We start from the raw sequence: 21897 nt of genomic DNA, 5'->3' as shown, positions 1-21897 counted from the left end.
CAGCCTTGTGCATGCCAGGCTCCTTTCCTCGGAGGCCACATGCCCAGGCACGCAGCCTGATGTTCGGATGGAGCCGAACTTAGCGCTGAAACGCGCAAGGCCGCAAGGCCGAGGTGCGCGACGAGGACTACTCCTGCTCGAGCAGGCGAGACCGAAGGCGCAGGACGGCCTTCGTGTGCAGCTGGGAGATGCGCGACTCGGTCACGCCCAGAACCTCACCGATCTCACGCAGCGTGAGGTTCTCGTAGTAGTACAGCGCCACCACGAGCTTCTCGCGCTCGGGCAGGCGGGCGATCGCGTCGGCCACCCGATCCTTGAGGTCGGTCTGGTCCATGACCGCGGCCGGATCCGGCGCGTTCTCGTCGGTCAGGGTGTCCAGCAGCGAGACGGCGTCGCCCGAGGAGTCGCCGACGGTCCACAGCTCGTCGAGCGCGGCGACCGTCGAGTTGGAGATCTGCAGCAGCGACTCCTGGAAGTCGTCGACGCTGACGCCGAGCTCGCGCGACATCTCCTCGTCGGTCGGCGCGCGCTGCAGCTGGTGCTCGAGCTTGGTGTTGGCCTTCTCGATCTCGCGCGCCTTGGCGCGAACGGAGCGCGGCACCCAGTCCAGGGAGCGCAGCTCGTCGATGATCGCGCCCTTGATGCGGGTGATCGCGTAGGTCTCGAACTTGATCTCGCGCTCGAGGTCGAAGCGCTCGATCGCGCTGATGAGGCCAACGAGGCCGTAGGAGATGAGGTCGCCCTCGTCGACGTGGGCGGGCAGGCCTGAGGCCATGCGCCCGGCGACGTACTTGACCAGCGGCGAGTAGGCGATGACCAGCCGCTCACGCGCGTGCGTGTCGCCGGTCGCCTTGTACCGGCGCCAGAGGTCCCGAAGCTCAATGGCCTTGACGTTGGTCTCCATCCCTGTCCTCACGCCCTCGGATGTGCACGCGCATACGCGGACTTGAGCCTGGCGGACTCTACACGGGTGTAGATCTGCGTCGTCGAGATGCTGCTGTGGCCCAGCATCTCCTGGATGGCGCGCAGGTCGGCGCCACCGTCGAGCAGATGGGTGGCGAACGAGTGGCGTAGCGCATGGGGATGCGCCCCACCCTGCAGCGCCGCGCGCCGGGACCACACGCGCAGACGCCGTCGCACGTCGCTCGTCGAAAGCCGCCGGCCGGACTTGGACAGGAACAACGCCTGTTCGGCACGGTCGGCCTGGAGCGCCGGACGGGCGCGCTCCACATACCGCGCCAACGCCTGAACGGCCGACTCGCCGATCGGGACGATGCGCGTCTTGCCGCCCTTGCCCTCGACCCGCACCTCCTCGGCGTCGAAGTCCAGCGAGCCGCGATCCAGGTTGACCAGTTCCTCGGCGCGCAGGCCGCAGGCGTAGGCCAACTCGAAGAGCGCGCGATCGCGGACGTCGAGCGGCGTCGTCTGCGGGATCCGGTCCAGCAGCTCGGCGACCTCGTCGGCCTTCAGGACCCGCGGAAGCTTGGACGGCCGCTTGGGCGCGGGCACGAGGTCGGCCGGGTTGGCCGCCATCTGGCCGTGCTCGCGCAGCGTGCGATAGAGCGAGCGCAGCGCGGCGAGCTTGCGCGCGACGGTGGCGGCGACGACATCGCGCTCGCCCAGCGCCGCGGCGTAGCGGCGCAGGATGCGCGTGGTGACGTCGGTCGGCTCGTGGCCCTGGGTCGTGCACCACAGCGCGAACTGGGCGCAATCGAACCCGTAGGCGCGCCGCGTGCGCGCGGCCGCGCCGCGGCGCAGCAGATCGGCGTCAAAGAGCCGCAGCGCCTCCTGCCAGGCGCTGCTCAACGCGTCGGCGCGCGCGCCGTCACCAGCCCTATCCTCAACCACCGTGGGACTCTTCTTCATCGACACCAACTCCGGTCAGGTCGCCACGCATCGGCAGCTGATCGACGCCGGCATCTCGCCCGACAGCGACGATCCGCCGCGGCCGTGGCACCGCGTGCGCGGCAACCTCGACTCCTCGACGATGTGGTACGCGGTGCTCCGCAAGAGGACGAACGGGATCTTCATTGGCACGCTCGTCTTTCGCCACTCCGACCACCATGCCTCCCTGCTGAAGGACGGCTGGGAAGAGGTCGACGTCGACGCGATTCGCGATGTCGATCTGCAACGCCGTTAGGCGATGAAGATCGGCGCGCCGACCGGGACGCGCGGATAGAGATCCTCGACGTCGGCGATCCGCATGCGCACGCAGCCGTGTGAGGCGGCGTGGCCGATGGTGCCGTACTCGCTGGGGTCCACCCCATGGATGCCGGCGCCGTTGAAGATGCCCAGCCAGCGGGACTTCAGCGGGTTCTCGGGCGTGCCGCCGGGGATGACCTTGCCGCGGTCCGCCACGGGAACCCAGTCGGAGTTCGGCTCGGTCCAGGCGGGGTCAACCGCCTTGTTCTGGATGTGGTAGAGCCCGGCGGGCGTGTCGAGGCCAACGGCGCCGATCGCCACCGAATAGCTCTTGACCTCCTTGAGGTTCTTGAAGACCGTGAGTTTGAAGGCCTCGCGGTTGACGACGAGCGTCGTCGCGTTCTGGGCGATCAGCTTGTCAGTCGACACGGCGGGCGCGACGTGGTGGGTCGAGGCGCTGAAGCGCCGCGTGGCGGTCGGCGAGCCGAGTGCCGCCTTGATCTTCTGGTGCAACGCCGTGGCGTCAAGTGCCAGGCCCTCATGGCTGGGCGTCGTCGTCGGGCCGGAGACGGCGAACTTGATGGTCGCGTTCATCGCCGGGCGGTTGACGGACTTGCGGACCCGGTCCAGCAGCCGGATGACGGCCGCGTCGGAGAACGTGACCTCAGGCTGCAGACGGGCGTCGAGCTGCTCGCCGGTCACGCCGCGCCAGGTGCGCTTGAGCAGGTTGCCCTGGCGGCTGCGGGCCACCGCGTCGGCGACGGTCGCGTCCAGGTTGGTGGCGACCTTCGCCTCGCGCGCGGTCAGGCGCCAGCGCCGGCTGCCGTGGTCGACGGTGATCTCGCGGTTCAGGGGCGCGAGGATCTGCTGACGCAGCTTGGTCTCGGCGGCGTCGCGCTTGAGGCCGCCCACGTCCACCCCGCCGATCGTGACGCCCTTGCCGATCTTGTCTTGCTGGCCATGGTCATAGACGACGATCGCCGCAGCGATGGCGGCGAGCGCCACCAGGAGGGCAGCGACGGCGATGACAGGACGTGCGAGCAATGGTGAGCGAAACCGAGGGGAAGGAGTTCGCGTCCAGAGTAGTGGCTCCGGCGGCGGCGGAGAACCCCTGCAAGGCCCGCTGCCGGGCTGGTGGACGCGACCGTGCCAGCTTCGCTGTCAGCGTGCGGACGTGGCTGGCGCGCCGAGCAGGCGATCGATGCCGCGCAGGACGGTGGCGCGGGCGGCGTTGTGGGTCTCGTGCTCGCGCAGGGCGCGCAGATCCTCGTGGCTCAGCGAGGGCAGGATGCTGAGGATCTCGCGCGCGGGCAGGGAGCCGTAGGCGGTGGTCGACGGCGGTGTGGCCGCGGGCGCGGGCGCCGCCAGCTGCTCTTGTTCGGGATGCTCGCGCGGCGCCGAGTTGGCGGGCGGCAGCGGCGCCGGCCGCACGTTGGACTGGCGCACGCTCGGGCTGAAGCGCAGGAACTCCTCGACCGCCGACTCATAGCGATAGCTCGAGCCGACCGCGCCGCGCAGGATCGGCTCCAGGCGCTGCTGCTCGCGCAGCCGCAGCACGGTCTCTCGCGTCGTGTGCTGGTAGATGAAGCCCGTCGCCTTGTAGCGGCGGTTGTCCAGCGCGCGGCCGAAGCGCAGCTGAGGCAGCATCTCTGACTGAATCGGTACGCCGGCGCGACGCAGCCCCTGGGTCGCCAGGCCGGTCCCCCACGGCGGCAGGATCGGCAGCATCGTCTTGCCCAGCAGGTCGACGACCTCCGAGAGGACGAGCACACCGTCGGCGGCGCAGTTGAACGTCCCGTCGAGGTCGTACTTGACCGCGTGCTCGAGGCAGTTGGCCATGTCGTCTTCGTGGATGAACTGCACCCGCGGGTCGAAGCCGAGGATCGTCGGGATCGCAGGCAGGTGCAGGTAGCTCTGCCACGAGGTCTTGAGGTCCGGGCCCAGCGCGTTGGCGAAGCGCAGCACCGTGACGGTCGTGTCGGGGTTCTTGTGGCGGAAGTCCGAGACGTTGGCCTCGGCCTCGCAGATGTCGCGCTCGATCGGAGTGCCGGGCGCGTGCGGGCGGCGCATCGCCTCGGTGAAGAAGGCCGGGTCGTCCTGCTCGGCGCCGTAGTAGCGGGCTGATGACTTGAACACCAACTTGCGCACGGGAGACGACGGCCCACCAGCCGCGGCCAGCACGTTCATCGTGCCGATGACATTGTTCTCGTGGGCGCGCGAGCGGCTCGTGACGATCGAGTCGACGACCAGGCGGGTGTCGACGATCGTGTCGATCTCGGCGGCATCGACGATCCGGCGGATCAGCGAGTGCGCGTCAGAGACCTGGACGAACTCCGTGCGCTCCAGCGCGAGCTTCGGCGGCCGGCGGTCGATCCCGATGACCGTCTCGATCTCGGGATCCTGCTCGAGCGCTTGGGCCAGGCGGCCGCCCCAGTAGGTCGACAGGCCGGTGATGAGGACGCGGCGCGACCTCATCCGAACCACACCGAGCGGCGCTTGCCGAGCATGTCGAGCAGCTCGTCCTGGATCGTCGCGCGGATGTCGTGGGCAATCGTCTGCACGAGCGCCTGGTCCTCCCACGGCTCCTCGACGCCGAGGTCGTCGGTCGGGACCGGCGGCAGGAACCTGATCTTGAACTTGGCCGGCAGGTAGCCGAGCGCGCCGAAGAGCCCGAAGTGCGGGAAGGTCGGCGTGATCGGGAAGTAGATGAGGCCGGTGAGCTTCTGCAGCGCGCCGAGCTGGGCGAAGACCGGCATCGCCTCCTCGGCGCCGACGAGCGCGATCGGGACGATCGGCGCGCGGGCGCGCATCGCCGCCTCGACGAAGCCGCCGCGACCGAAGCGGCGCAGGCGGTAGCGGTCCTTGTAGAGCTTCTCGGTGCCCTTGCGGCCTTCGGGGAAGACGAGCACGAGCTGCTGCTCGTCGGCCAGCAGGCGGTGGACGTTGGCCGGATGCGCGGGGACGCCGCCGATCTTGGGGATCAGCATCGACAGGCCGGGATAGCCCTTGAAGAAGTGCTCGACCGTGAGGTGCAGCGGGCGCGGTTGTGGGTGTTCTTCCTTGATCGCCTTGGCGATCATCGGCGCGTCGGGCGGCAGCGCGCCGGAGTGGTTGGAGACCAGCAGCGCCCCGCCCTCGGACGGGACGTGCTCGATGCCTTCGACCTCGCAGCGAAACCACAAGTTGTAGTAGAAGTCGACGAGCGTCTTGTCGAAGAAGCCTTCGACGCGCTCGCTGCGGCCCCAGTCGGTGACCTGGCGCTCGGTCTCGATCGGCGCGAGGTACTCGCGCAGGTCCGGCTCGCGCTCGGCGACGTCGCTCCCGGAGTTGGCCGGGACCGCGTCATCGATCAGCGCGAGCCGATCGTCGTCGTCGATGCGCGCGCTCTCGCGGGGCTCCTGGCGCAGCGTGCTGCGTTTCGTGTCGGCCATCCGCCTGCGATTGTCCCAGGCGGGCGCGTTCCAAGCTATGGAGCTTCTGTTCAGCCGCGCGCGACAGACTCGCGCGCGAGCAACGGACGGAGCTTCAGTGCCAGCTCGGTCCAGTCGTGGGCGCAGACGATGTCTTCGGTCTCACAGACGTCGGCGTTCCACGGGTGGCGGATCGTCGCCACGGCGATCCCGCGCTCCAGCGCAGTCTCGATGTTGTGCGGGCTGTCATCGATCAGGAGGTCGATGCCGATCTCGGCACAGCGGGTGACCTTGTCCTGGGAGCAGTAGAGCTCGTCGAACTGGAGGCCGATGTCCATGAGCCACTGGGCGGTCACGGTGTGGGCGCGCTGCGCCCGGTGCGAGGTGATGTGGATGAAGTGCCCGGCTTGGGCCCAGCTGTTGACGGTCTCCACGGCGCCCGCGTAGGGCCGGCCGGCGAGGACTGCCTGGTCGCAGTGGGTCTCGTCGATGCAGCAGGTCAGCTGCTCGGGCTTGAGCCGGGTGATGCCCCAGTCGAACTGCTCCTCGTAGGGCAGGTCGATGCCGAAGCGGCGCTGGGCGGCGTCCGAAAGCACGTCCCAGTAGTGATGCAACGTGGAGTCGATATCGATGGCGATGCGCATGGGTCAATCTGCGCGACCGTCTCCCCGCCGGTCCGCGCTTCTATCGTAGGGCCATGGCGACGCGCACGACGGCTGACCGACCGACCATCGCCCTCGACCTATACGGACCGGTGGGTCGTAGCGCGTGGCTCGATATCGACTGGCGCGAGCACCTGCGCTGGGTGAAGGTCGGCGGCCGCTGGATGAACGTGGTCGACATCGGGCCCGGTCCGGATGTCAGCGCCGCGGCGGGCACGATCGTCTGGATCCACGGGCTGACGGGGTCCTGGCAGAACTGGCTGGAGAACCTGCCGTTCTTCGCTCAGACGCATCGCTGCATCGCGATGGACCTGCCCGGCTTCGGCGAATCCGAGCTGCCGATCGAGAAGATCACGATCAGCGGCTACGCGGCCGCCGTCGACGAGCTGCTGGGCGTGCTCGGCGTGACGCGCGCGACGGTCGTGGGCAACTCGATGGGCGGCTTCATCGGCGCCGAGCTGGCGATCCGCTTCGGGACCTGGGTCGAGAAGCTCGTGCTGGTCAGCGCTGCCGGGCTGACCGTCGAGCATCAGCGCAACGAGCACGCGCTGGCGCTGCTGCGGCGCGGGTCCGGGCTGCTGGCGCTGGGGACCGGGTGGCTGGCGTCGAAGTCCGACGAGCTCGCGCGGCGGCCGCGCTCGCGCCTGGCGATGCTCAACGTCGTCGCCGCGCACCCCGAGCGACTGCCGGCGCCGTTGGTAGCCGAGCAACTGCGCGGGGCCGGCAAGCCGGGCTTCATCGATGCGCTGGACGCGTTGACCAGCTACCCGATCCGCGACCGGCTCGGCGAGATCACCGCGCCGACGCTGGTGGTGTGGGGCGCCAAGGACATGCTCGTGCCGGTCCGCGACGCCTGGGTGTTCGGTGAGCTCATTGCCCACGCGCGCGTGGTCGTCTACGAGGACACCGGGCACGTGTCGATGTTGGAGCGCCCGGCGGCGTTCAACGCGCTGGTGGAGGATTTCCTTGAGACCTAGGAGGTCGGGGTGCGCTGCTCGCGCGCGAGGCGGCGCAGGCGCGACTGCTCCCACTGCGAGAGCCGCCAGAGGTCGCGACGGACCTGCTTGGGATCGATCTGGCGGCCCGGGAGGTGCATGTTGGCCTGGCCGGCGAGGTGGTGCTCGTCGCCGGTCAAGGCCATCCACTTGGCTAGCGCGTCGTCGGAGTCGGGAAGGCGCGCGCTGCCGTAGGGGCGCGTCTCGTCCGGGAAGGCCACGCAGTACTCGGCGAGCAGCTCGCGGGTCTGTGGGAGGTACGCGACGATCGGCTTGTGCGGGTAGATGATGTAGGCGTAGGGCGCGCCGGCGCGGGTGGCCTGCGTGCCGCCCTGCTCGGGGCCGGCCGACAGCGCACCCCAGACCCGGATGAAGCCGAGCTCGCGGTACATGTCCCACTCCTCGTCGTTGACGCAGGAGCGCAACAGCTGGCGAGCGCGCTGCTCGGCGCGGCGCTCACGACCGGGGTCATAGACGTCGACCGGCACGCGGGCACGCCGTGCGCGATGGCGCTCCCAGCCCTCGGTGACGCGCGGCGCGGCGACCTCCCACAGCAGTGCCACGATGACGATCAGGGTGGCGCTGAGGGCGAGGACCATCGCGACGTCGCTCCCGGGTGGCTCAGCTGCCGCCGGCGGCGCGCGGGAAGAAGATGACGCGATCGGCGTCGCGCGGAACGTCCTCGAAGGCCTTGACCATCCGCGCCTCGCGACGGCCGGCGGAGGAGGTGACGGGCACCGCCGCCCACATGCCCTCGTCGAGTTGGCGGCGGAACTCGTCGACCAGCATCTGCTCGTCGGCGGCCACCTCGACATCGCCCTCGGCCAAGAGGACCTCACCGTGACCCGGCTTCATGCGCAGCAGCCTCACGTGCGGGATTATGGCAAAGGGGTGAGGGCTGGTCAGAGGGGCAGACCACGGCGGCTGCCGGTTGGCCTATGGCTGGGCGCGTCGCCGCTCAGGCGGGCGCGCCAAGACGGCCGCTGTTGGCGACCGCATGGACGTCTCCGTAGCCCACGCCGAGGACGTTGACCGGGCCGGGGCCGGCACCGAGGTCGCGCAGGCCATAGCGGACGGCCTCGGCGGCGATGGCGCGGGCGGCGCGCGCGGATTCGGCCAGCGTGAACCCGAGCGCGAGGTGCGCCGCCAGCGCTGAGGAATGCGTGCAGCCCGAGCCGTGCGCGGCGCCGTCGGGGTAGCGGTGGCCCGGGATCTCGACGGTCGCGCCGTCGACCGTCACGAGGACGTCGATCGCCTGCGCACGATGGCCGCCGGTGACGACGACGGCGTTGGCGCCGACCGCCTGGACGGCCTCGGCGAGCGCCGCGCCATCGAGCGCGGCGGCCGCGGCACCCGCCAGCACGCGCGCCTCCGGGACGTTCGGGGTGACGACCGTCGCGCGCGGCAGCAACAGCTCGATCAGGGCGCGTTCGGCGTCGGCGGGCAGCAGCCGCGCGCCTGACTCGGCGACCATCACGGGGTCGAGGACGACCGGCGTGCCGGCGGGCAGCGCGTCGAGCGCGACGGCGACGGCGGCGATCACGTCCACGGCGCCGACCATGCCGATCTTCACGGCGCCGATCGTGAAGTCGGCCGCGACAGCCTCGATCTGCGCGACGACCATCGCCGGCTCCACGGCCGCGACGCGCGTCACCGCGACCGTGTTCTGCGCGGTCAGCGCCGTGATCGCCGTCGTGCCGTGAACGCCACAACGGGCGAAGGCCTTCAGGTCGGCCTGGATGCCGGCCCCACCGCCGGAGTCCGAACCGGCGATCGACAGGCAGACGGGCACATGCGGCGCGGGCGGTGGCGGCCCGGCGGGATCGGTCGACATCACGGCCGATGCTAGCCCGGCACCGGTGCAGGTGGCAGCCCCCACCCTCATGACGCCACCGCCCGGGTGGTTCGCAGCACGCGGCCACCCGACACACGGCGGAGAAGACCGAGCAGCTCGAGCTCCGCAAGGCCAGCGCGGACAGCGGGCGCGCGGGCGGGGTCGCGCGTCAGCGACGCGACGCTGTCGTGACCGTCCTCCACCGCGGCCAGCAGCGCCCGCAGCGCGGGCGCCAGCGCCGTCGGTGGGGCGGTCAGCTCGCTTTCGGCACGCTGCATCGCAGCCGCCGCGCCGTCGATGCCCAGCACGACCTCAAGCGCGTCCTGAACGTCGCGGATCAACGTCGCGCCGTCACGCAGCAGCGCGTTGGTGCCGCGCGAGCGCCAGCTCAACACGGGGCCAGGCACCGCGGCCACGTCGCGGCCGAGATCGAGCGCGAGCTCCGCGGTGATCAGCGAGCCTGAGCGCTCGGCGGCCTCTACGACGATCGTCGCCGGCGCGAGCGCAGCGATGATGCGGTTGCGCGCCGGGAAGTTCCACCGGAACGCTCGGAAGCCCGGCGGCATCTCCGAGACGATGGCACCGCCCGCCGCAAGGATCGCCGAGTAGAGGCCGGCCTTGCGTCTCGGATACGGCACGTCGGCGCCGCCGGCAAGCACGGCGACCGTCGGTCCGCAGACGTCAACGGCGCCGGCGTGCGCGGCGCTGTCGACGCCCAGTGCCAGGCCCGAGACCACGGTCACGCCCGCACCCGCCAGACCGCGGCCGAGGACACGCGCGACCTCCAACCCTTCGGGTGAGGCGCGGCGTGTGCCGACAACCGCGACCGCCGCCGGCAGCCGGCCGGCACGGTCCTCGTCATCGGCCGCGCGGCCCACCAGACGCATGAGCCGCGCCCGTGCCTCATCGCCGCCGCGAACGAACAGCGCCGCAGGCGGCGCGGCGTCGTCCAGCAGCTGCACGGGATAGCCGGCGGTGTGGCGGCACAACACGTCCAGTCCGGCGTCGGCAGCCGCGGCCAGCAGGTCCGTCGGGCGCGCCACCGCCACCCGCTCACGCAACCCGGTCCCACCACAGACCGCATCGATGAGCGCATCCTCCTCGAGCGCCAGCACGGAGCGGATCGGACGGCGGCGGCTGTGAGCCACCTCCAGCCCGCCGGCGACCTGGGCCAACAGCCACGTGCGGCGCAGGCACGCCGCGCACGCGACCGCGTGATCGTCGACGCTCATGCCGCTTCCTCCTCGGAGCCCTCTGCGACGTCCTGGCGAAAGCTCAGCGCCTCGAGCAGGTGATCGGCGCCAACCGTGCCGGCATCCTCCAGATCAGCGATCGTGCGGGCGACGCGCAGCACGCGATCGTGACCGCGCGGGCTGAGCGCGCCACGCTCATAGGCCCGGCGGAGGACGGCGGCAGCAGCAGGGTCGAGCGCCACGTGGCGGCGGACCAGCGCGCCATCGAGGTGCGCGTTGCAGCTCGCACCGGTGCCGTCCAGCCGCGCCACCTGGCGTGCACGCGCGGCGACCACGCGCTCACGTTCGACGGCACTGCGGCACACCGGACCGGCCGCGAAGTCCGCGGGCGTTGGACGCTGGACGTCGACGAGCAGGTCGAGGCGATCCAGCAGTGGACCGCTGAGCCGGCGGCGATAGCGCGCGATGTCGGCCTCCCCGCAGCGGCAGCGCGACATGCCGGCGTACCCGCACGGACACGGGTTGGTCGAGGCCACCAACATGAAACGCGTCGGGAAGACGGCACGGCGCTGACCGCGCACGATCGCCACGCGGCCGTCCTCCAGCGGCTGGCGCAACGCCTCCAACGCGGGTCTTGCGAACTCCGCAAGCTCATCGAGAAAGAGCACGCCGTTGTGGGCCAGTGTGGCCTCTCCCGGCATCGGCTGCGAGCCTCCGCCGACAAGACCGGACGCCGAGATCGTGTGGTGCGGCGCCCGGAACGGTCGCTCGGTCACCAGTCCGCCGCCAGGGCGCATACCGGCCACGCCTTGGATCCGCGTGACCTCGATCGCCTCAGCGCGCGACAGCGGTGGAAGGATCGACGACAGCCGCTGCGCGAGCATCGTCTTGCCGGTGCCCGGCGGACCCGCGAGCAGCAGGTTGTGGCCGCCGGCCGCCGCGATCGCCAACGCCCGCAACGGACCGCCATGGCCGCGCACATCGGCGAGGTCGAGCGCAGGACCCAGAGGCGCTGTCGCACCGTCATCATCCGGTGGCGGCGGCTGACCGTCGCTCTCACCGCGCAGGATCGCCACGACCTCGGCCAGGCCGATGGCACCGTGGACGCCGAGCCCGTCGACGAGCGCGGCCTCCCGTCCATGGACGGCGGGGAGCACGAGGCCACCAAGCCCCGCTGCGACCGCGCCCTCGGCCACCGCCAGCACCCCGCGGCAGGGACGCAGCTCACCACCCAGCGCAAGCTCGCCGAAGATGGCGACACGCTCCAGTACGGACGCCGGCAGCTCGCCGACGGCAGCGAGCACTCCGCAGGCGATGGCCAGGTCGAAGCCCGGCCCCTCCTTGCGCAGCGCCGCCGGCGCGAGGTTGACGGTGATCCGACGGGCAGGAAACTCGAAGCCGGAGTTGAGAATCGCCGAGCGCACGCGCTCGCGTGACTCCCGCACGGCACGGTCGCCGAGCCCGACGATCGTGAACGCCGGCAGCCCCGGGCGAATATCTACCTCGACCGTGACCTGGCGACTCTCGACGCCGTGAATCGCGAAGGTGGTGATGTGGGCCAACATGCCCGGCGACGCTATGTGGCAGGTTGCGACACGGGCGCGGCGATCGCGACAATCGTGCGCAGCGACTCCTACAACTCGCTTCCGATCGGTCCCGCGCCGGCCTCCTGGGCGCTACCGATGACGCGCGCGCACGACCACGACGCGCACACGCTGACCGCTGGCGACCGCCAGCTTCAGCGTCGCCCGCGTACGCACCGCGACCGCCTTCGAGCACGGCGCGGTCTCCGCGGCCGACGGCGTCGCGAGACAGACCCAAGCGCGTAGCTTGCCGGCCGGTGCGTGGCGCGCACGACGCAACGACACGCGCACGGTGCGATCGCGCCGAGGCGCCGTGACGAGCCTCGCCGCCGCGGCAGTCGCGCCGATGCGCGCCGGCCCGACGCTCGCCTGTGCCAGCGCCACCCCGCGCGCCGTCCGAACCGTGGCGCTCGACATCGCCGACATCGCCGCAGACCCCGCGCTGGCCGACCGCACGGGTCCGATCCACGCCGCGGCCCAGGCGACGGTGCTCCCGCCGGGCCCGGTCGCCGTCTCGGAGCCGCGCATCATCGCGCCGGCGTCGCCATCGTCGAGCACGTAGGCCCCGGCGCCGTCGGTCGCCAGCTCGGTGCAACGCGGGTTACAACGCCAGAACCGCAACACCTTGGTGGCGATCTCCGTGCTCGCGCTCCACGCACCGGGTGTCAGCGTCAGCGTCTTGCCGACGTCTGCACGGCCCTGGACCGAGAGGCGCGGGATGACCTGGATGCCCGGCAGTGCAGGCGCAATCGCCGCCGTCGGCGCCGTCGCTACCGTCGTCGCGCCATCGACGTTGGTCGCCACGGTGACGACGCGGAGCCGCGCACGGGCGTCGGCGGTCTGCAGCCGGTAGGAGAGGTTGCGCGCGCCGGCGATGTCGATACACGCGGCGCCCATCGCATTGCAACGCTGCCATTGATAGCCGTAGTGCGTGTCGACGGTCGTGTGCCACGTTGCGCGGATCACCTGGAGCGTCTTCGGAACCTGGAGCGTCCCGTTGATCGCGCCGAGGGTCGCCAATTGCGGCAGCACGGCTGCGACGACCGCGGTCGGCACCGCAGCGGCGACCGTGGCGCCCTCGGTGTTGGTGGCCGTCACCGTCACCGTGACCGTGGAGCCCACGTCAGCAGCTTGGAGCGCGTAGTTGGTGCGCGTCGCACCCGGGATCGCCACGCAGTGGTCGCCCGCGCCGTCGCAGCGCATCCAGGCATACGCGAAGCTCGTGGGATCGTTGGTCCAACTGCCGCGCGTGGCCTGCAGGTTGGCCGCGCGCATCGCCGTTCCGGAGACGACCGGCAGGACGCTCGCGACCGGCACCGGCTGATCGGCGACCGTCGACGCAGCGCTGTCAGCGCTCGCGGTCCGGCCCGGGGACGTCGCGATCTCGTGCACCACCAGCGTGTGGTCCTTGTCGGCCACCGCGATCTTGTAGGTCTGTCCGCCCGCGCCCGGGATGTCGACGCAGTGCGCACCGTCGGCGTCACAACGCTGCCACTGGTACTTCTCGCTGCGCGTCGGCACCGTCCACACCGCCGGCAGCGCGCGGACCGTCTGGGCAACCTGCATGATGCCCTGGATCGTCGGTGCGCTGGTCAGCGTCAGCGCGCGTCCGGCGACGTCGCTGGTGAACGTCGACGTCGCCGCCGTTGACACGCCGGCGGCCGTGGCCGTCACCCGGACCGTCATCGCGTGGCCGACGTCGTTGCCGCTCAAGATGTAGGCCGGTCCGGCGCCGACGGTCACGCAGCCGCCCAGCGCCGAGGCGCCCGACGGGCAGCGCAGCCACTGGTAGGTGAACGTCGCGCTCGCCGGCGTCCAGACACCGGGGTCGATCGACAGCGTCTCGGTGTCCTGCAGCGTGCCGGTCGGCGCGTCGATGCTGCTCGGCGCGACCGGCGGCACGATGATCGTGGGCGTTGCCGCCGAGTACCCCACGCCCGTGCCATCGTCGTTGGTCGCGGTGACCTCGACGCGGACGGTCGCGCCCGCGTCGGCGTCAGCCAAGATGTAGGTCTTGGCCGTGGCACCGGCGATGTCGGTGTACGTGCCTCCGGCGACGCGCCGTTGCCACTGGTACGCGAAGCTGTCGGCGGCCGGGCTCCACGCGCCGTCGGTGCTCGTGAGCGTGTCGCCGACGCGGAACCCGCCGGTGAGGCCCGGAACGACGCGGTTGCCGGGCGTCGCAGCGACCACGACCGCCGTCGGCGCCGAGGCGGCGACCGTCGCGCCGTCGACGTTGGTGGCGGTGACCCGCACGCGGATGGTCGTATCGACGTCAGCGGTCGCGAGGACGTAGGAGGCGGCCGTCGCACCGGTGATGTCGGTGAAGCCGTCGCCATCGTCGCGCTGCCACTGGTAGGCGTAGGTGGAGCCCGCCGGGGTCCAGGTTCCTGCCGAGGCGGTGAGCGTCAGCGTCCGCTTGGCGGTCCCGGCGATGCTGGGCGCGCCGATGTTGCGCGGCAGATCGGTGGCCACGCCGGCGGTGGCGGCGGTGGTCGCGGTCGCCGAGCCGAAGGCGTTGGTCGCCGTCACGACGACCTTCAGCGGGAGGCCGAGGTCATCGACCGTCGGCGTGTAACTCGTGCCGGTGGCCCCGGGAATGTCGGCAAAGCCGTCCCGTCGTCACGCTGCCAGTCGTAGCTGAAGCTCCCGGACGGCAGCCAGGTGCCGGAGTTGACCGCCAGCGGGACGCCGCGCTTGGCTGCTCCGCTGATGATCGGCAGGACGCTGTTGACGGGTGTCCCCGAGGTGATCGGGCCGACGGCCGCGACGGTCGCGGTGACCGACCCGTAGGTGTTGATGGCCGTGACGCGCGCGCGGACCGTGTGGGTGACATCGGCCGGGACGGTGAAGTAGGTGGGGCTGGTCGCACCGGCGATGTCGACGAAGCCCGAGCTCGTGCTGCGTTGCCACTGGTAGGCGTAGGTCGTCGCGGTCGGGTACCAGCTGCCAGCCGTGACGGTCAGCGGCTTGCCACCCTGCGTGCTCCCGGTGACCACCGGCGCAGCCGTATTGGCAGGCTCACCCGCGATGACGGGGCCGACGGCCGCAGAATCGGCCTGCGCGTTGCCCTGCGCATTGGTGGCGACGACGTGCACGCGAAACGATGCGTCGATGTCGCCATGGACCAAGATGTAGGTCGTGGCCGTGGCGCCGGTGACGTCGACGAAGCCGTCGCCATCGTCGCGCTGCCACTGGTAGGAGACGCTGGTCGCCGACGGGCTCCAGGAGCCCGAGGAAGCGGTCAGCACCCGGCCCTCGATGGGGCTGCCCGCGACGGTCGGCAGCGCGAAGCTCACGGGCGGCCCGCTGGCCAGCGCGGCGTCGTTGACGAATGGCGCCTGCAGGGCGAGCGCCGGGCCATCGGCCTGCGCGAGCGCGGGCGCCAGCAGCGCGGTCAAGGCCGCGAGCAGGCAAAGCAGGGCACCCGAGAGACGCCGCACCCCCCATGCAACGGCACCGAATGCTCGCGATCGCAGCCGGCTGGACGCATGGCCGAGCCCTGTTGGCGGTCACAGGCGCACGACCAGCTGGGCGTCGCCGAGCCGCAGTTGGTCGCCATCGGCCACGATCGCGCGGTCGATCCGGCGCCCGTTGACCCACGTGCCGTAGCTCGAGCCGCGATCGACGAGCAGCCAGCCGCCCTCGACACGCTGCAGCGCCGCGTGGCGCCGGGAGACCGTCGGCTCCAGGAAGCGGACGTCGCTGGCGCGCGACCGGCCGAGCAGGATCTGCGTCCCTGGCGGCGCGGCGGGCAGCACCAGCACCGGAACGTCGCCGGCGCGTGGCGGTCGCCCGACGGCGCGGCGCAGCCGGTCGCCCAACGAGCGCAGACCTCCGGCGCCCGGCGCCTCCGGGCGATCGTCGTTGGGCCTCATCGATGCCGGAACGGTGACCGCGCAAGATCGTCACGTTCTTGGCCAGACACGGCGCAGCTCCGTCCGTAGCTTCGTGCCCGTGTCCACCGACCCCCGTCAGCACCTCGGCCGCCTCGGCGAGCAGCTCGCCGCCGAGCATCTGGAGCGTCTCGGCTACACGATAGTGTGCCGCAACCACCGCACGCGCTTCGGGGAGATCGACCTGATCGCGTGCGCGGGCGAGACGCTCGTCTTCGTCGAGGTCAAATGCCGCCGCGGCCGCGGCGAGCCGTGGGATGCGTTGCACGAGGCCAAGCGCGCGCAGGTCCGCCGCATGGCGCGTGCCTACCTCACGGACGCCACCGACCGGCCGCGAACGCAACTGGTCCGCTTCGATGCCATCGGCGTGGTCATCGACCTGCGCGGTCGTCTGACCCGGCTCGAGCATCTGGAGAACGCGTTCTGATGGCGCGGGCGACGCGCGGGATTGTGGCGCTAGAGCGCGAGCTGCTGGTAGGCCGTGCTCTGAAACGACGTGCGGTGCAGCGGCGAGACGCCCTGGCGCTGGATCGCGTCGCGGTGCTCCGGCGTCGAGTAGCCGACGTGAGCCGCGAACTGCCAGCCGGGGTGGCGCGCATCGGCGCGATGCATGAAGCGGTCGCGGGTGACCTTGGCGATGATGCTGGCCGCGGCGATGGCGGCGCTGGTCGCATCGCCCTCGACGATGGCACGGCCGCGGTGGCCTTCAAGGTCGCCGACCGCGAAGCCGTCGCTGAGGCAGATACAGCCCGGACGAGCCACCTTCAGCAGCGACTCGCGCAGGGCAGCGAGGTTGGTCTTGTGCAGGCCGCGGCGGTCGATGCCGCCGGCGCTGCGGGAGACGACCGCGACGCGGGTGGCGATGCGCAGCACGACCGGGTAGAGCGCCTCGCGGGCCTCTTCGGTGTGCTGCTTGGAGTCGTTGAGCAGCGAGAGGGCGCGGACGTCGCGCGGGCCAAGGCGGTCGTAGTCGAAGAGCACGGCGGCCGCGACCAGCGGGCCGGCCAGGCAGCCGCGCCCGGCCTCGTCGGCCCCGGCCACGAACCGCACCCCAAGCGCACGATCGTGCTGGAAGAGCTTGCGGCCAGTCCGAGCCTTGCCCTTCTTCTTGCGCGGCTTGGCCGGCTTGGGCGCAGGCACCGCCGCGGCCAACTCGGCCGCGAGCGTCGGGCTGGTCGGCTCGGCCGAAATGGCGCTAGAGGAGGCCGATGCGCTTGGGCGGCCAGTAGGTGGCGAAGGCGCCACCGATGATCCACTTGCGCGGGACAGGGCCCCAGAACCGGCTGTCGTCGGACTCGCCACGGTTGTCGCCCATCATGAACCAATGGCCGGCGGGAATCTTGATCGGCCGCGGGAAGTCGCAGCCGGTCCCACCCTCGCACGGGCGCGTGAAGCCGTCGGCCTGGCGCTTGCCGTTGACGAAGGCATGGCCGCCCTTGATGTACACCGTGTCGCCCGGCCCGGCCACAACGCGCTTGATGAAGTTCACCTTGGCCTTGGTCGCCGTCGGGCGGTCGCAGGCCTGGTCGGGCTTCTTCTGCGGATCACCGCAGGTGTTGCTGTCAGAGCCGGCAGGCGGGTGGAAGACGACGACCTCGCCGACTTCGGGCTTGTTGAAGCGGTTGCCCAGACGGTTGACCAGCACGCGCTGGCCGACCTTCAGCGTCGGGACCATCGACTCGCTCGGGATCCTGTACGGCTTGATCAGGAACGCCTGGATGCCCAGGGCGAGGCCGAGCGCGACCACCACGATCACGACCAGCTCGACGAACGAGCTGCCTGCCGACTTCTCCTTCTTGGCTCCGCCGGCGGCGGGGCTCATTTACGACTGCTCGGAGTCGGCGTCTGCCTCGGCCGAAGCCTCAGCGACGGGCTCGGCCGGAGCCTCGGAGCTCGCGTCAGCGGTCTCGACACCGTCGGCGTCGACAACGACCTCGTCGGCGGTCGCACCCTCGGCATCGACAGCGCCATCGCTGGCGGCTGCCTCGGCCTCGAGCTGCGCGGCGGGATCGTGAAGCAGACCGGTCTCCACGACCTCTTCGGGGCCGATGTAGCGGCGCTCGCGGACGCGGGCGGCCTTGCCGACGCGATCGCGGAGGTAGTAGAGCTTCGCGCGACGGACGTCACCGCGGGCGGAGATCTCGATCTTCTCGATCTTCGGCGAGTGCACGGGGAACGTGCGCTCCACGCCGACGCCGAAGGACTGCTTGCGGACCGTGAAGGTCTCGCGCGCACCGTGTCCCTGGCGCTTGATCACCACGCCTTCGAAGACCTGCGTACGACGACGCGTGCCCTCGACGACCTGGAAGTGGACGCGGACGCGATCGCCCGCCTGGAAGCGGGGGACGCGGCGCAGCTGGGCGCGCTCAAGGGATTCGATGACAGTGCTCATGGCAAAGAGAAGGCGCGGAGATCGGCTCCGCGCGTCGGCTGGGTGATGGTAGCGAAGGGGCCGCCGCGACGCCTTTGGGCCTGTGTTGGGCCCGTCCTACCCCGACATCGGGCCGAAGGGGTCCGGCCCGGCGCTGCGTGGCTCGTCGTCTGCGGAGATCGGGCCGAAGATGTCGACCCCGCCCACCCCCCCGCCCTGACGCGTCTCGCCCGGCTCGGGATCCGGCGGCCGTGCCGTTGGCCCCACCACGCCACGCTCATGGCTGCGCATGCGCCGCCACGTGTGGATCTCCTCGTGGTGGCCCGACAGCAGCACCGGCGGCACCTTCCAGCCGCGGTACTCGGCTGGACGGGTGTAGTGCGGGTACTCGGGGTCGCCGCCCAGGGCCTGGCTGAAGGACTCCTCCAGCGCCGACTCCGCATGGCCCAGCGAGCCTGGAAGCTTGCGCAGGACCGCGTCCATGACCACCATCGCCGCCAGCTCGCCCCCGCTGAGCACGAAGCGCCCGACCGAGATCGCGTCGGAGGCGAAGTGCTGGACGATGCGCTCGTCAAAGCCCTCGTAGCGACCGCACAGCAGCGTGATCGCCGGCTCAGTCGCCAGCTCGTCGACCAGCGCGTCGTCGAGCATTCGGCCACCGGGCGTCAACGCGATGACACGCCGCTCACGCCGCAGGTCGACCGGATCCTGGTGGTAGATCCCCTGCAGCGCCTTGTCCATGACGTCGACGCGCAAGACCATGCCGGCGCCGCCGCCGAAGGGCGTGTCGTCGACCTGGCCGCCGCTCAGCGGCGTGTAATCGCGGGGGTTGAAGGTCCGCAGCTCCGCCCCGCGCTGGGTCGCGTTGCGCACGTGGCGCTGGGTCTGAAACCACTCGAACCACTCGGGAAAGAGCGTCACCACATCAAGCTGCATAAGCCGTTAGGCGTCCTCTCCGAGGAAGGCCAGGTTCACATCGATCAGCTGCGCCTCGAGGTCGACCGTCCGCACCGCGTCGGAGATCAAGGGCACCCACAACGCTTTGGCGCCGGCCATCGGACGCTGAACCTCCAGCAGGTCGCACGATGGGTACGGCAGCAGCTTGGCGACCACGCCCACGGCCACTTCCCCGTCGACCACGCGACAGCCGATCAGGTCCTCGGCGTACCACTCGTCCTGCTCCAGCGGCGGCGCGTCGGCGCGGCGCATCCAGAGGTCGGTCCCGCGCAATCGCTCGATCGCCTCGCGCGACCCGACACCCGCCAAGCGCAGGATCGGCCGCGAGGGCGTGCCGTCGTGGCGGACGATCGCCACCTCGGCGCCATCGACGATCAGCGCCACCGCGCCGCCAAGCACCCGCTCGCGCGGCTGCGTCACATAGAACGATCCGTCCAGGCCGTGGGCCCGGCCGATGCGGCCCACGCTGATCAGCGCGCCGGCGGCCTGAAGGGCAGCCGGATCGGCGTCGGCCATCTCAGTCGACGATGTCGACGAGGACGCGGCGTTGCTCCTTGACCGCCGCGGCCTTGACGACCGTGCGCAAGGCGTTGGCGGTGCGCCCGCCCTTGCCGATCACGCGGCCGTAGTCCTCATCGCCGACCGACAGCTCGAGAACGACCGTGCCGTCCTCCTCGTCGAACTGCTCGACGGCGACGGCATCAGGATCGTCGACGAGCTGCCGCGCCAGGTAGTCGAGCAGCTCCTTCATCGGGCGCTAGACGTTGGAGACGTCGATGCCCTGCGTGCGCAGGAGCTTGCGGACCTGCGGGGTCGCCGTGGCGCCCGTGGAGACCCAGTAGCGCACGCGCTCCTCGTTGACCGTGATGGTCGAGGGCTCGGTCTGGGGGTTGTACTGGCCCAGGATCTCGATGTTGCGCCCGTCGCGGGGCGAGCGCTGATCGGCGGCAATGATGCGCCAGATCGCGTTCTTCTTGGCGCCCACGCGCGTGAGTCGGAGTCGAACTGCCATAAAAGTCCTTGCGTCGGTACTGAAAGAGCGTCGGAACCCGCAGCTGATGCGGCAGGAAAGCGACGTGGGAGGTTAGCGAGCCTGGCGCATCATGGCTTGCAGGTCGGGCATCTTGCCGCGCCCGATCTGCTTCATGACCTTGCGCATCTGGCCGAACTGCTTGACGAGCTGGTTGACGGCTTGGACGTTCGTGCCCGAGCCCTTGGCGATCCGCAGGCGGCGCGAGCCCTTGATCAGCTCGGGTCGCCGGCGCTCTTCCGGGGTCATCGAGAGGATGATCGCCTGAACGCGATCGAGCTCCTTCTCGTCGACCTTCAACCCCTTCATCTGCTGGCCCGCGAAGCCGGGCATCATGCCCAGCAGCGACGTCAGCGGGCCCATCTTGCGCAGTTGGCGCAGCTGCTTGAGGAAGTCCTCCAAGGTGAATTCGTCCTTGCGCAGCTTGCGCTCGAGCTCCTTGGCCTCGTCCTCGTCGAACTGCTGCTCGGCCTTCTCGATGAGCGACATGACGTCGCCCATGCCAAGGATGCGCTGCGCCATGCGATCGGGGTGGAAGGCCTCGAACTGGTCGAGCTTCTCGCCGACCGACGCGAAGAGGATCGGCTTGCCGGTGACGGCCTTGACCGAGAGCGCGGCGCCGCCGCGGGCGTCGCCGTCGAGCTTGGACATCACGACGCCGTCGAAGTCGACCGCCTCGGAGAACTGCTGGGCGACGTTGACCGCGTCCTGGCCGGTCATCGCGTCGACGACCAGCAAAATCGAGGTCGGCTTGACGGCCTTGCGGATGTCCTTGAGCTCCTGCATCAGGCGCTCGTCGACGTGCAGGCGGCCGGACGTGTCGACGATCAACACGTCCTTGCCCTCTTGCTTGGCGCGGTCCAGCGCCCAGCGGGCGATGTCGACGGGGTCCTTGTCGGTGCCTTGCTCGTAGACCGCGGCGCCAGCTTGGCCGCCGACCTTGATCAGCTGCTCGACGGCAGCAGGGCGGTAGACGTCACACGCGGCGACGGCGACCGAGGAGCCGTTCTGCTCCTTGAGCAGGCGCGCGAGCTTGGCCGTCGCCGTCGTCTTGCCCGAGCCCTGCAGGCCGGCCATGAGGACGACGGTCGGTGGGCGCGGCGCGAAGGTGATGCCGGCCGAGGAGCCGCCCATCAAGGCCGTCAGCTCCTCGTTGACGATCTTGACGACCTGCTGGCCGGGGTTGAGCTGCTTCTGGACTTCCGCGCCGAGGCAGCGCTCCTTGACTGCGGAGGTGAACTGCTTGACCACCTTGAAGTTGACGTCGGCCTCGAGCAGCGCCAGGCGGATCTCGCGCATGGCGCGCGTGATGTCCTCCTCGGTCAGCGCGCCGCGGCCGCGGACGCCGGTGAGGGTCTCCTGGAGCTTCTCTGACAGGGAGTCGAACACTCGCTTGAAGTGTAGGTTGCCGGGATGCTGCGCAGGGGATGCCGGATCCCGCTGCGCGCGGTCAAGGTGCGCGTCCGCTAGCGCTAGGTCGGCTCGCGCGGCGGCGGCGGGAGCGGCGACCCCGAGGGCGGCTCCGGGCCGTCGGTCGGCGGCGGCTCGCCGGGCAGCCCTCCGATCTCGCTTGCGGCCTCGAGACTCACCTCCGGCGGCGTGTAGGTCGCCGCGCCCTCGGCCTCGGCGGTCGCGCGCTCGGCGGCTGCCGCCGCGGCGGCGGCGTCGGCCTGGGCCTTCGCGTCGATCGCGTCGCGCTCGCCGCTCGCCCTTGGCTTCGGCCTCGGCTTCGGCGGGCCGTCCTCCGGTCCTGCCCCGATCCGGCCGAGCGCGCTGCCGATGTTGCCGAGCGCCTGGTTGAACTCGCTCGGGATCACGAAGATC

Annotated in this window: 25 protein-coding genes and 1 pseudogene; 3 read left to right on the top strand and 23 right to left on the bottom strand. The window is 71.0% G+C overall.

Features of this window, described 5'->3' with window-relative positions; genetic code table 11:
• Positions 1–127: 127 nt before the first annotated feature.
• Complete coding sequence (whiG, locus tag VGO10_RS04255; protein WP_327465493.1) at positions 128–904, bottom strand: RNA polymerase sigma factor WhiG; 777 nt, start codon at positions 902–904, stop codon at positions 128–130.
• An 8-nt stretch (positions 905–912) separates the two neighbouring features.
• Entirely contained in the window at positions 913–1848 is a 936-nt protein-coding gene (locus VGO10_RS04250) for a tyrosine recombinase (protein WP_327465491.1), read from the bottom strand.
• A gap of 1 nt (position 1849) precedes the next feature.
• Between VGO10_RS04250 and VGO10_RS04245 the strand changes: the two genes are divergently transcribed.
• Positions 1850–2140, top strand: a complete 291-nt coding sequence (locus VGO10_RS04245) for a hypothetical protein (protein ID WP_327465489.1) — start codon at positions 1850–1852, stop codon at positions 2138–2140.
• Here the strand turns inward: VGO10_RS04245 and VGO10_RS04240 are convergent.
• From VGO10_RS04240 to VGO10_RS04225, 4 genes are all read right to left on the bottom strand, one after another.
• Positions 2137–3186: a L,D-transpeptidase/peptidoglycan binding protein gene (locus tag VGO10_RS04240; RefSeq protein ID WP_327465487.1), complete on the bottom strand. Its 1050-nt coding sequence runs from the start codon at positions 3184–3186 to the stop codon at positions 2137–2139. The two genes, VGO10_RS04245 and VGO10_RS04240, sit on opposite strands and share 4 nt — an antisense overlap.
• 117 nt (positions 3187–3303) lie before the next feature.
• Complete coding sequence (locus tag VGO10_RS04235; protein ID WP_327465485.1) at positions 3304–4617, bottom strand: NAD-dependent epimerase/dehydratase family protein; 1314 nt, start codon at positions 4615–4617, stop codon at positions 3304–3306.
• The gene (locus tag VGO10_RS04230) at positions 4614–5573 is read right to left on the bottom strand and encodes a lysophospholipid acyltransferase family protein (protein ID WP_327465483.1); all 960 of its coding nucleotides are present in this window, start codon (positions 5571–5573) and stop codon (positions 4614–4616) included. The genes VGO10_RS04235 and VGO10_RS04230 overlap by 4 nt, the downstream gene beginning before the upstream one ends.
• 50 nt (positions 5574–5623) lie before the next feature.
• The gene (locus VGO10_RS04225) at positions 5624–6196 is read right to left on the bottom strand and encodes a 5' nucleotidase, NT5C type (RefSeq protein ID WP_327465481.1); all 573 of its coding nucleotides are present in this window, start codon (positions 6194–6196) and stop codon (positions 5624–5626) included.
• Between the two features lie 53 nt (positions 6197–6249).
• Here VGO10_RS04225 and VGO10_RS04220 point away from each other — a divergent pair, with 53 nt between their 5' ends.
• A complete protein-coding gene (locus tag VGO10_RS04220) occupies positions 6250–7191 on the top strand; it encodes an alpha/beta hydrolase (protein ID WP_327465479.1) in 942 nt (313 codons plus the stop codon).
• Here the strand turns inward: VGO10_RS04220 and VGO10_RS04215 are convergent.
• The 8 genes from VGO10_RS04215 to VGO10_RS04180 form a co-directional block, all read right to left on the bottom strand.
• Complete coding sequence (locus VGO10_RS04215; protein ID WP_327465477.1) at positions 7188–7808, bottom strand: hypothetical protein; 621 nt, start codon at positions 7806–7808, stop codon at positions 7188–7190. The genes VGO10_RS04220 and VGO10_RS04215 overlap by 4 nt on opposite strands.
• A 22-nt stretch (positions 7809–7830) precedes the next feature.
• Entirely contained in the window at positions 7831–8064 is a 234-nt protein-coding gene (locus VGO10_RS04210) for a hypothetical protein (RefSeq protein WP_327465475.1), read from the bottom strand.
• A 103-nt stretch (positions 8065–8167) separates the two neighbouring features.
• Positions 8168–9043 (bottom strand): bifunctional hydroxymethylpyrimidine kinase/phosphomethylpyrimidine kinase, encoded by an 876-nt coding sequence (gene thiD / locus VGO10_RS04205; RefSeq protein ID WP_327465473.1) that lies wholly within the window; start codon positions 9041–9043, stop codon positions 8168–8170.
• 47 nt (positions 9044–9090) lie between these two features.
• On the bottom strand, positions 9091–10275 hold the full coding sequence (gene dprA / locus VGO10_RS04200; protein ID WP_327465471.1) for a DNA-processing protein DprA: 1185 nt from the start codon (positions 10273–10275) through the stop codon (positions 9091–9093).
• Complete coding sequence (locus tag VGO10_RS04195; protein ID WP_327465469.1) at positions 10272–11801, bottom strand: YifB family Mg chelatase-like AAA ATPase; 1530 nt, start codon at positions 11799–11801, stop codon at positions 10272–10274. The genes dprA and VGO10_RS04195 overlap by 4 nt, the downstream gene beginning before the upstream one ends.
• A gap of 111 nt (positions 11802–11912) precedes the next feature.
• A complete protein-coding gene (locus VGO10_RS04190; RefSeq protein WP_327465467.1) occupies positions 11913–14351 on the bottom strand; it encodes a hypothetical protein in 2439 nt (812 codons plus the stop codon).
• Between the two features lie 8 nt (positions 14352–14359).
• A complete protein-coding gene (locus tag VGO10_RS04185; RefSeq protein ID WP_327465465.1) occupies positions 14360–15220 on the bottom strand; it encodes a hypothetical protein in 861 nt (286 codons plus the stop codon).
• A 111-nt stretch (positions 15221–15331) separates the two neighbouring features.
• Entirely contained in the window at positions 15332–15697 is a 366-nt protein-coding gene (locus VGO10_RS04180; RefSeq protein WP_327465463.1) for an FHA domain-containing protein, read from the bottom strand.
• Positions 15698–15776: 79 nt separating this feature from the next.
• Here VGO10_RS04180 and VGO10_RS04175 point away from each other — a divergent pair, with 79 nt between their 5' ends.
• The gene (locus tag VGO10_RS04175) at positions 15777–16142 is read left to right on the top strand and encodes a YraN family protein (protein WP_327465461.1); all 366 of its coding nucleotides are present in this window, start codon (positions 15777–15779) and stop codon (positions 16140–16142) included.
• Between the two features lie 29 nt (positions 16143–16171).
• On the opposite strand, the gene VGO10_RS04170 is transcribed toward VGO10_RS04175, so the two are convergent.
• The 9 genes and pseudogenes from VGO10_RS04170 to VGO10_RS04130 all read right to left on the bottom strand — a co-directional run.
• A complete protein-coding gene (locus VGO10_RS04170) occupies positions 16172–16855 on the bottom strand; it encodes a ribonuclease HII (RefSeq protein WP_327465459.1) in 684 nt (227 codons plus the stop codon).
• A gap of 55 nt (positions 16856–16910) precedes the next feature.
• Complete coding sequence (lepB, locus tag VGO10_RS04165) at positions 16911–17537, bottom strand: signal peptidase I (protein ID WP_327465456.1); 627 nt, start codon at positions 17535–17537, stop codon at positions 16911–16913.
• The gene (gene rplS, locus VGO10_RS21725; RefSeq protein ID WP_349258917.1) at positions 17538–18107 is read right to left on the bottom strand and encodes a 50S ribosomal protein L19; all 570 of its coding nucleotides are present in this window, start codon (positions 18105–18107) and stop codon (positions 17538–17540) included.
• 96 nt (positions 18108–18203) lie between these two features.
• Positions 18204–19022 carry a tRNA (guanosine(37)-N1)-methyltransferase TrmD gene (trmD, locus tag VGO10_RS04155; protein ID WP_327465454.1) on the bottom strand — a complete coding sequence of 273 codons (819 nt, stop codon included), beginning with the start codon at positions 19020–19022 and terminating at the stop codon, positions 18204–18206.
• A 6-nt stretch (positions 19023–19028) separates the two neighbouring features.
• A complete protein-coding gene (gene rimM, locus VGO10_RS04150; protein ID WP_327465452.1) occupies positions 19029–19559 on the bottom strand; it encodes a ribosome maturation factor RimM in 531 nt (176 codons plus the stop codon).
• A 1-nt stretch (position 19560) separates the two neighbouring features.
• On the bottom strand, positions 19561–19794 hold the full coding sequence (locus VGO10_RS04145) for a KH domain-containing protein (protein ID WP_327465450.1): 234 nt from the start codon (positions 19792–19794) through the stop codon (positions 19561–19563).
• A 6-nt stretch (positions 19795–19800) separates the two neighbouring features.
• Positions 19801–20055, bottom strand: a complete 255-nt coding sequence (gene rpsP, locus VGO10_RS04140) for a 30S ribosomal protein S16 (protein WP_327465448.1) — start codon at positions 20053–20055, stop codon at positions 19801–19803.
• A 72-nt stretch (positions 20056–20127) separates the two neighbouring features.
• Positions 20128–21462, bottom strand: coding sequence for a signal recognition particle protein (gene ffh / locus VGO10_RS04135; protein WP_327465446.1), 1335 nt, complete (start codon positions 21460–21462; stop codon positions 20128–20130).
• Between the two features lie 83 nt (positions 21463–21545).
• Positions 21546–21897: pseudogene (locus tag VGO10_RS04130) on the bottom strand (hypothetical protein); the annotation flags it as partial.

It is taken from the genome of Baekduia sp., assembly GCF_035996765.1.
GTDB lineage: Bacteria > Actinomycetota > Thermoleophilia > Solirubrobacterales > Solirubrobacteraceae > Baekduia.
The sequence above is the reverse complement of the archived record's forward strand: the minus strand, read 5'-3'. Positions and strand labels throughout refer to the sequence as shown.

Coding starts and splice junctions, on each gene's coding strand:
- VGO10_RS04180 (WP_327465463.1), bottom strand. CDS start 15,697: ATGAGGCCCAACGACGATCGCCCGGAGGCGCCGGGCGCCGGAGGTCTG.
- trmD (WP_327465454.1), bottom strand. CDS start 19,022: ATGCAGCTTGATGTGGTGACGCTCTTTCCCGAGTGGTTCGAGTGGTTT.
- rimM (WP_327465452.1), bottom strand. CDS start 19,559: ATGGCCGACGCCGATCCGGCTGCCCTTCAGGCCGCCGGCGCGCTGATC.
- thiD (WP_327465473.1), bottom strand. CDS start 9,043: ATGTCGACCGATCCCGCCGGGCCGCCACCGCCCGCGCCGCATGTGCCC.
- whiG (WP_327465493.1), bottom strand. CDS start 904: ATGGAGACCAACGTCAAGGCCATTGAGCTTCGGGACCTCTGGCGCCGG.
- VGO10_RS04220 (WP_327465479.1), top strand. CDS start 6,250: ATGGCGACGCGCACGACGGCTGACCGACCGACCATCGCCCTCGACCTA.
- VGO10_RS04230 (WP_327465483.1), bottom strand. CDS start 5,573: ATGGCCGACACGAAACGCAGCACGCTGCGCCAGGAGCCCCGCGAGAGC.
- lepB (WP_327465456.1), bottom strand. CDS start 17,537: ATGAGCCCCGCCGCCGGCGGAGCCAAGAAGGAGAAGTCGGCAGGCAGC.
- VGO10_RS04145 (WP_327465450.1), bottom strand. CDS start 19,794: ATGAAGGAGCTGCTCGACTACCTGGCGCGGCAGCTCGTCGACGATCCT.
- VGO10_RS04215 (WP_327465477.1), bottom strand. CDS start 7,808: ATGGTCCTCGCCCTCAGCGCCACCCTGATCGTCATCGTGGCACTGCTG.
- rpsP (WP_327465448.1), bottom strand. CDS start 20,055: ATGGCAGTTCGACTCCGACTCACGCGCGTGGGCGCCAAGAAGAACGCG.
- dprA (WP_327465471.1), bottom strand. CDS start 10,275: ATGAGCGTCGACGATCACGCGGTCGCGTGCGCGGCGTGCCTGCGCCGC.
- rplS (WP_349258917.1), bottom strand. CDS start 18,107: ATGAGCACTGTCATCGAATCCCTTGAGCGCGCCCAGCTGCGCCGCGTC.
- VGO10_RS04225 (WP_327465481.1), bottom strand. CDS start 6,196: ATGCGCATCGCCATCGATATCGACTCCACGTTGCATCACTACTGGGAC.
- VGO10_RS04210 (WP_327465475.1), bottom strand. CDS start 8,064: ATGAAGCCGGGTCACGGTGAGGTCCTCTTGGCCGAGGGCGATGTCGAG.
- VGO10_RS04195 (WP_327465469.1), bottom strand. CDS start 11,801: ATGTTGGCCCACATCACCACCTTCGCGATTCACGGCGTCGAGAGTCGC.
- VGO10_RS04235 (WP_327465485.1), bottom strand. CDS start 4,617: ATGAGGTCGCGCCGCGTCCTCATCACCGGCCTGTCGACCTACTGGGGC.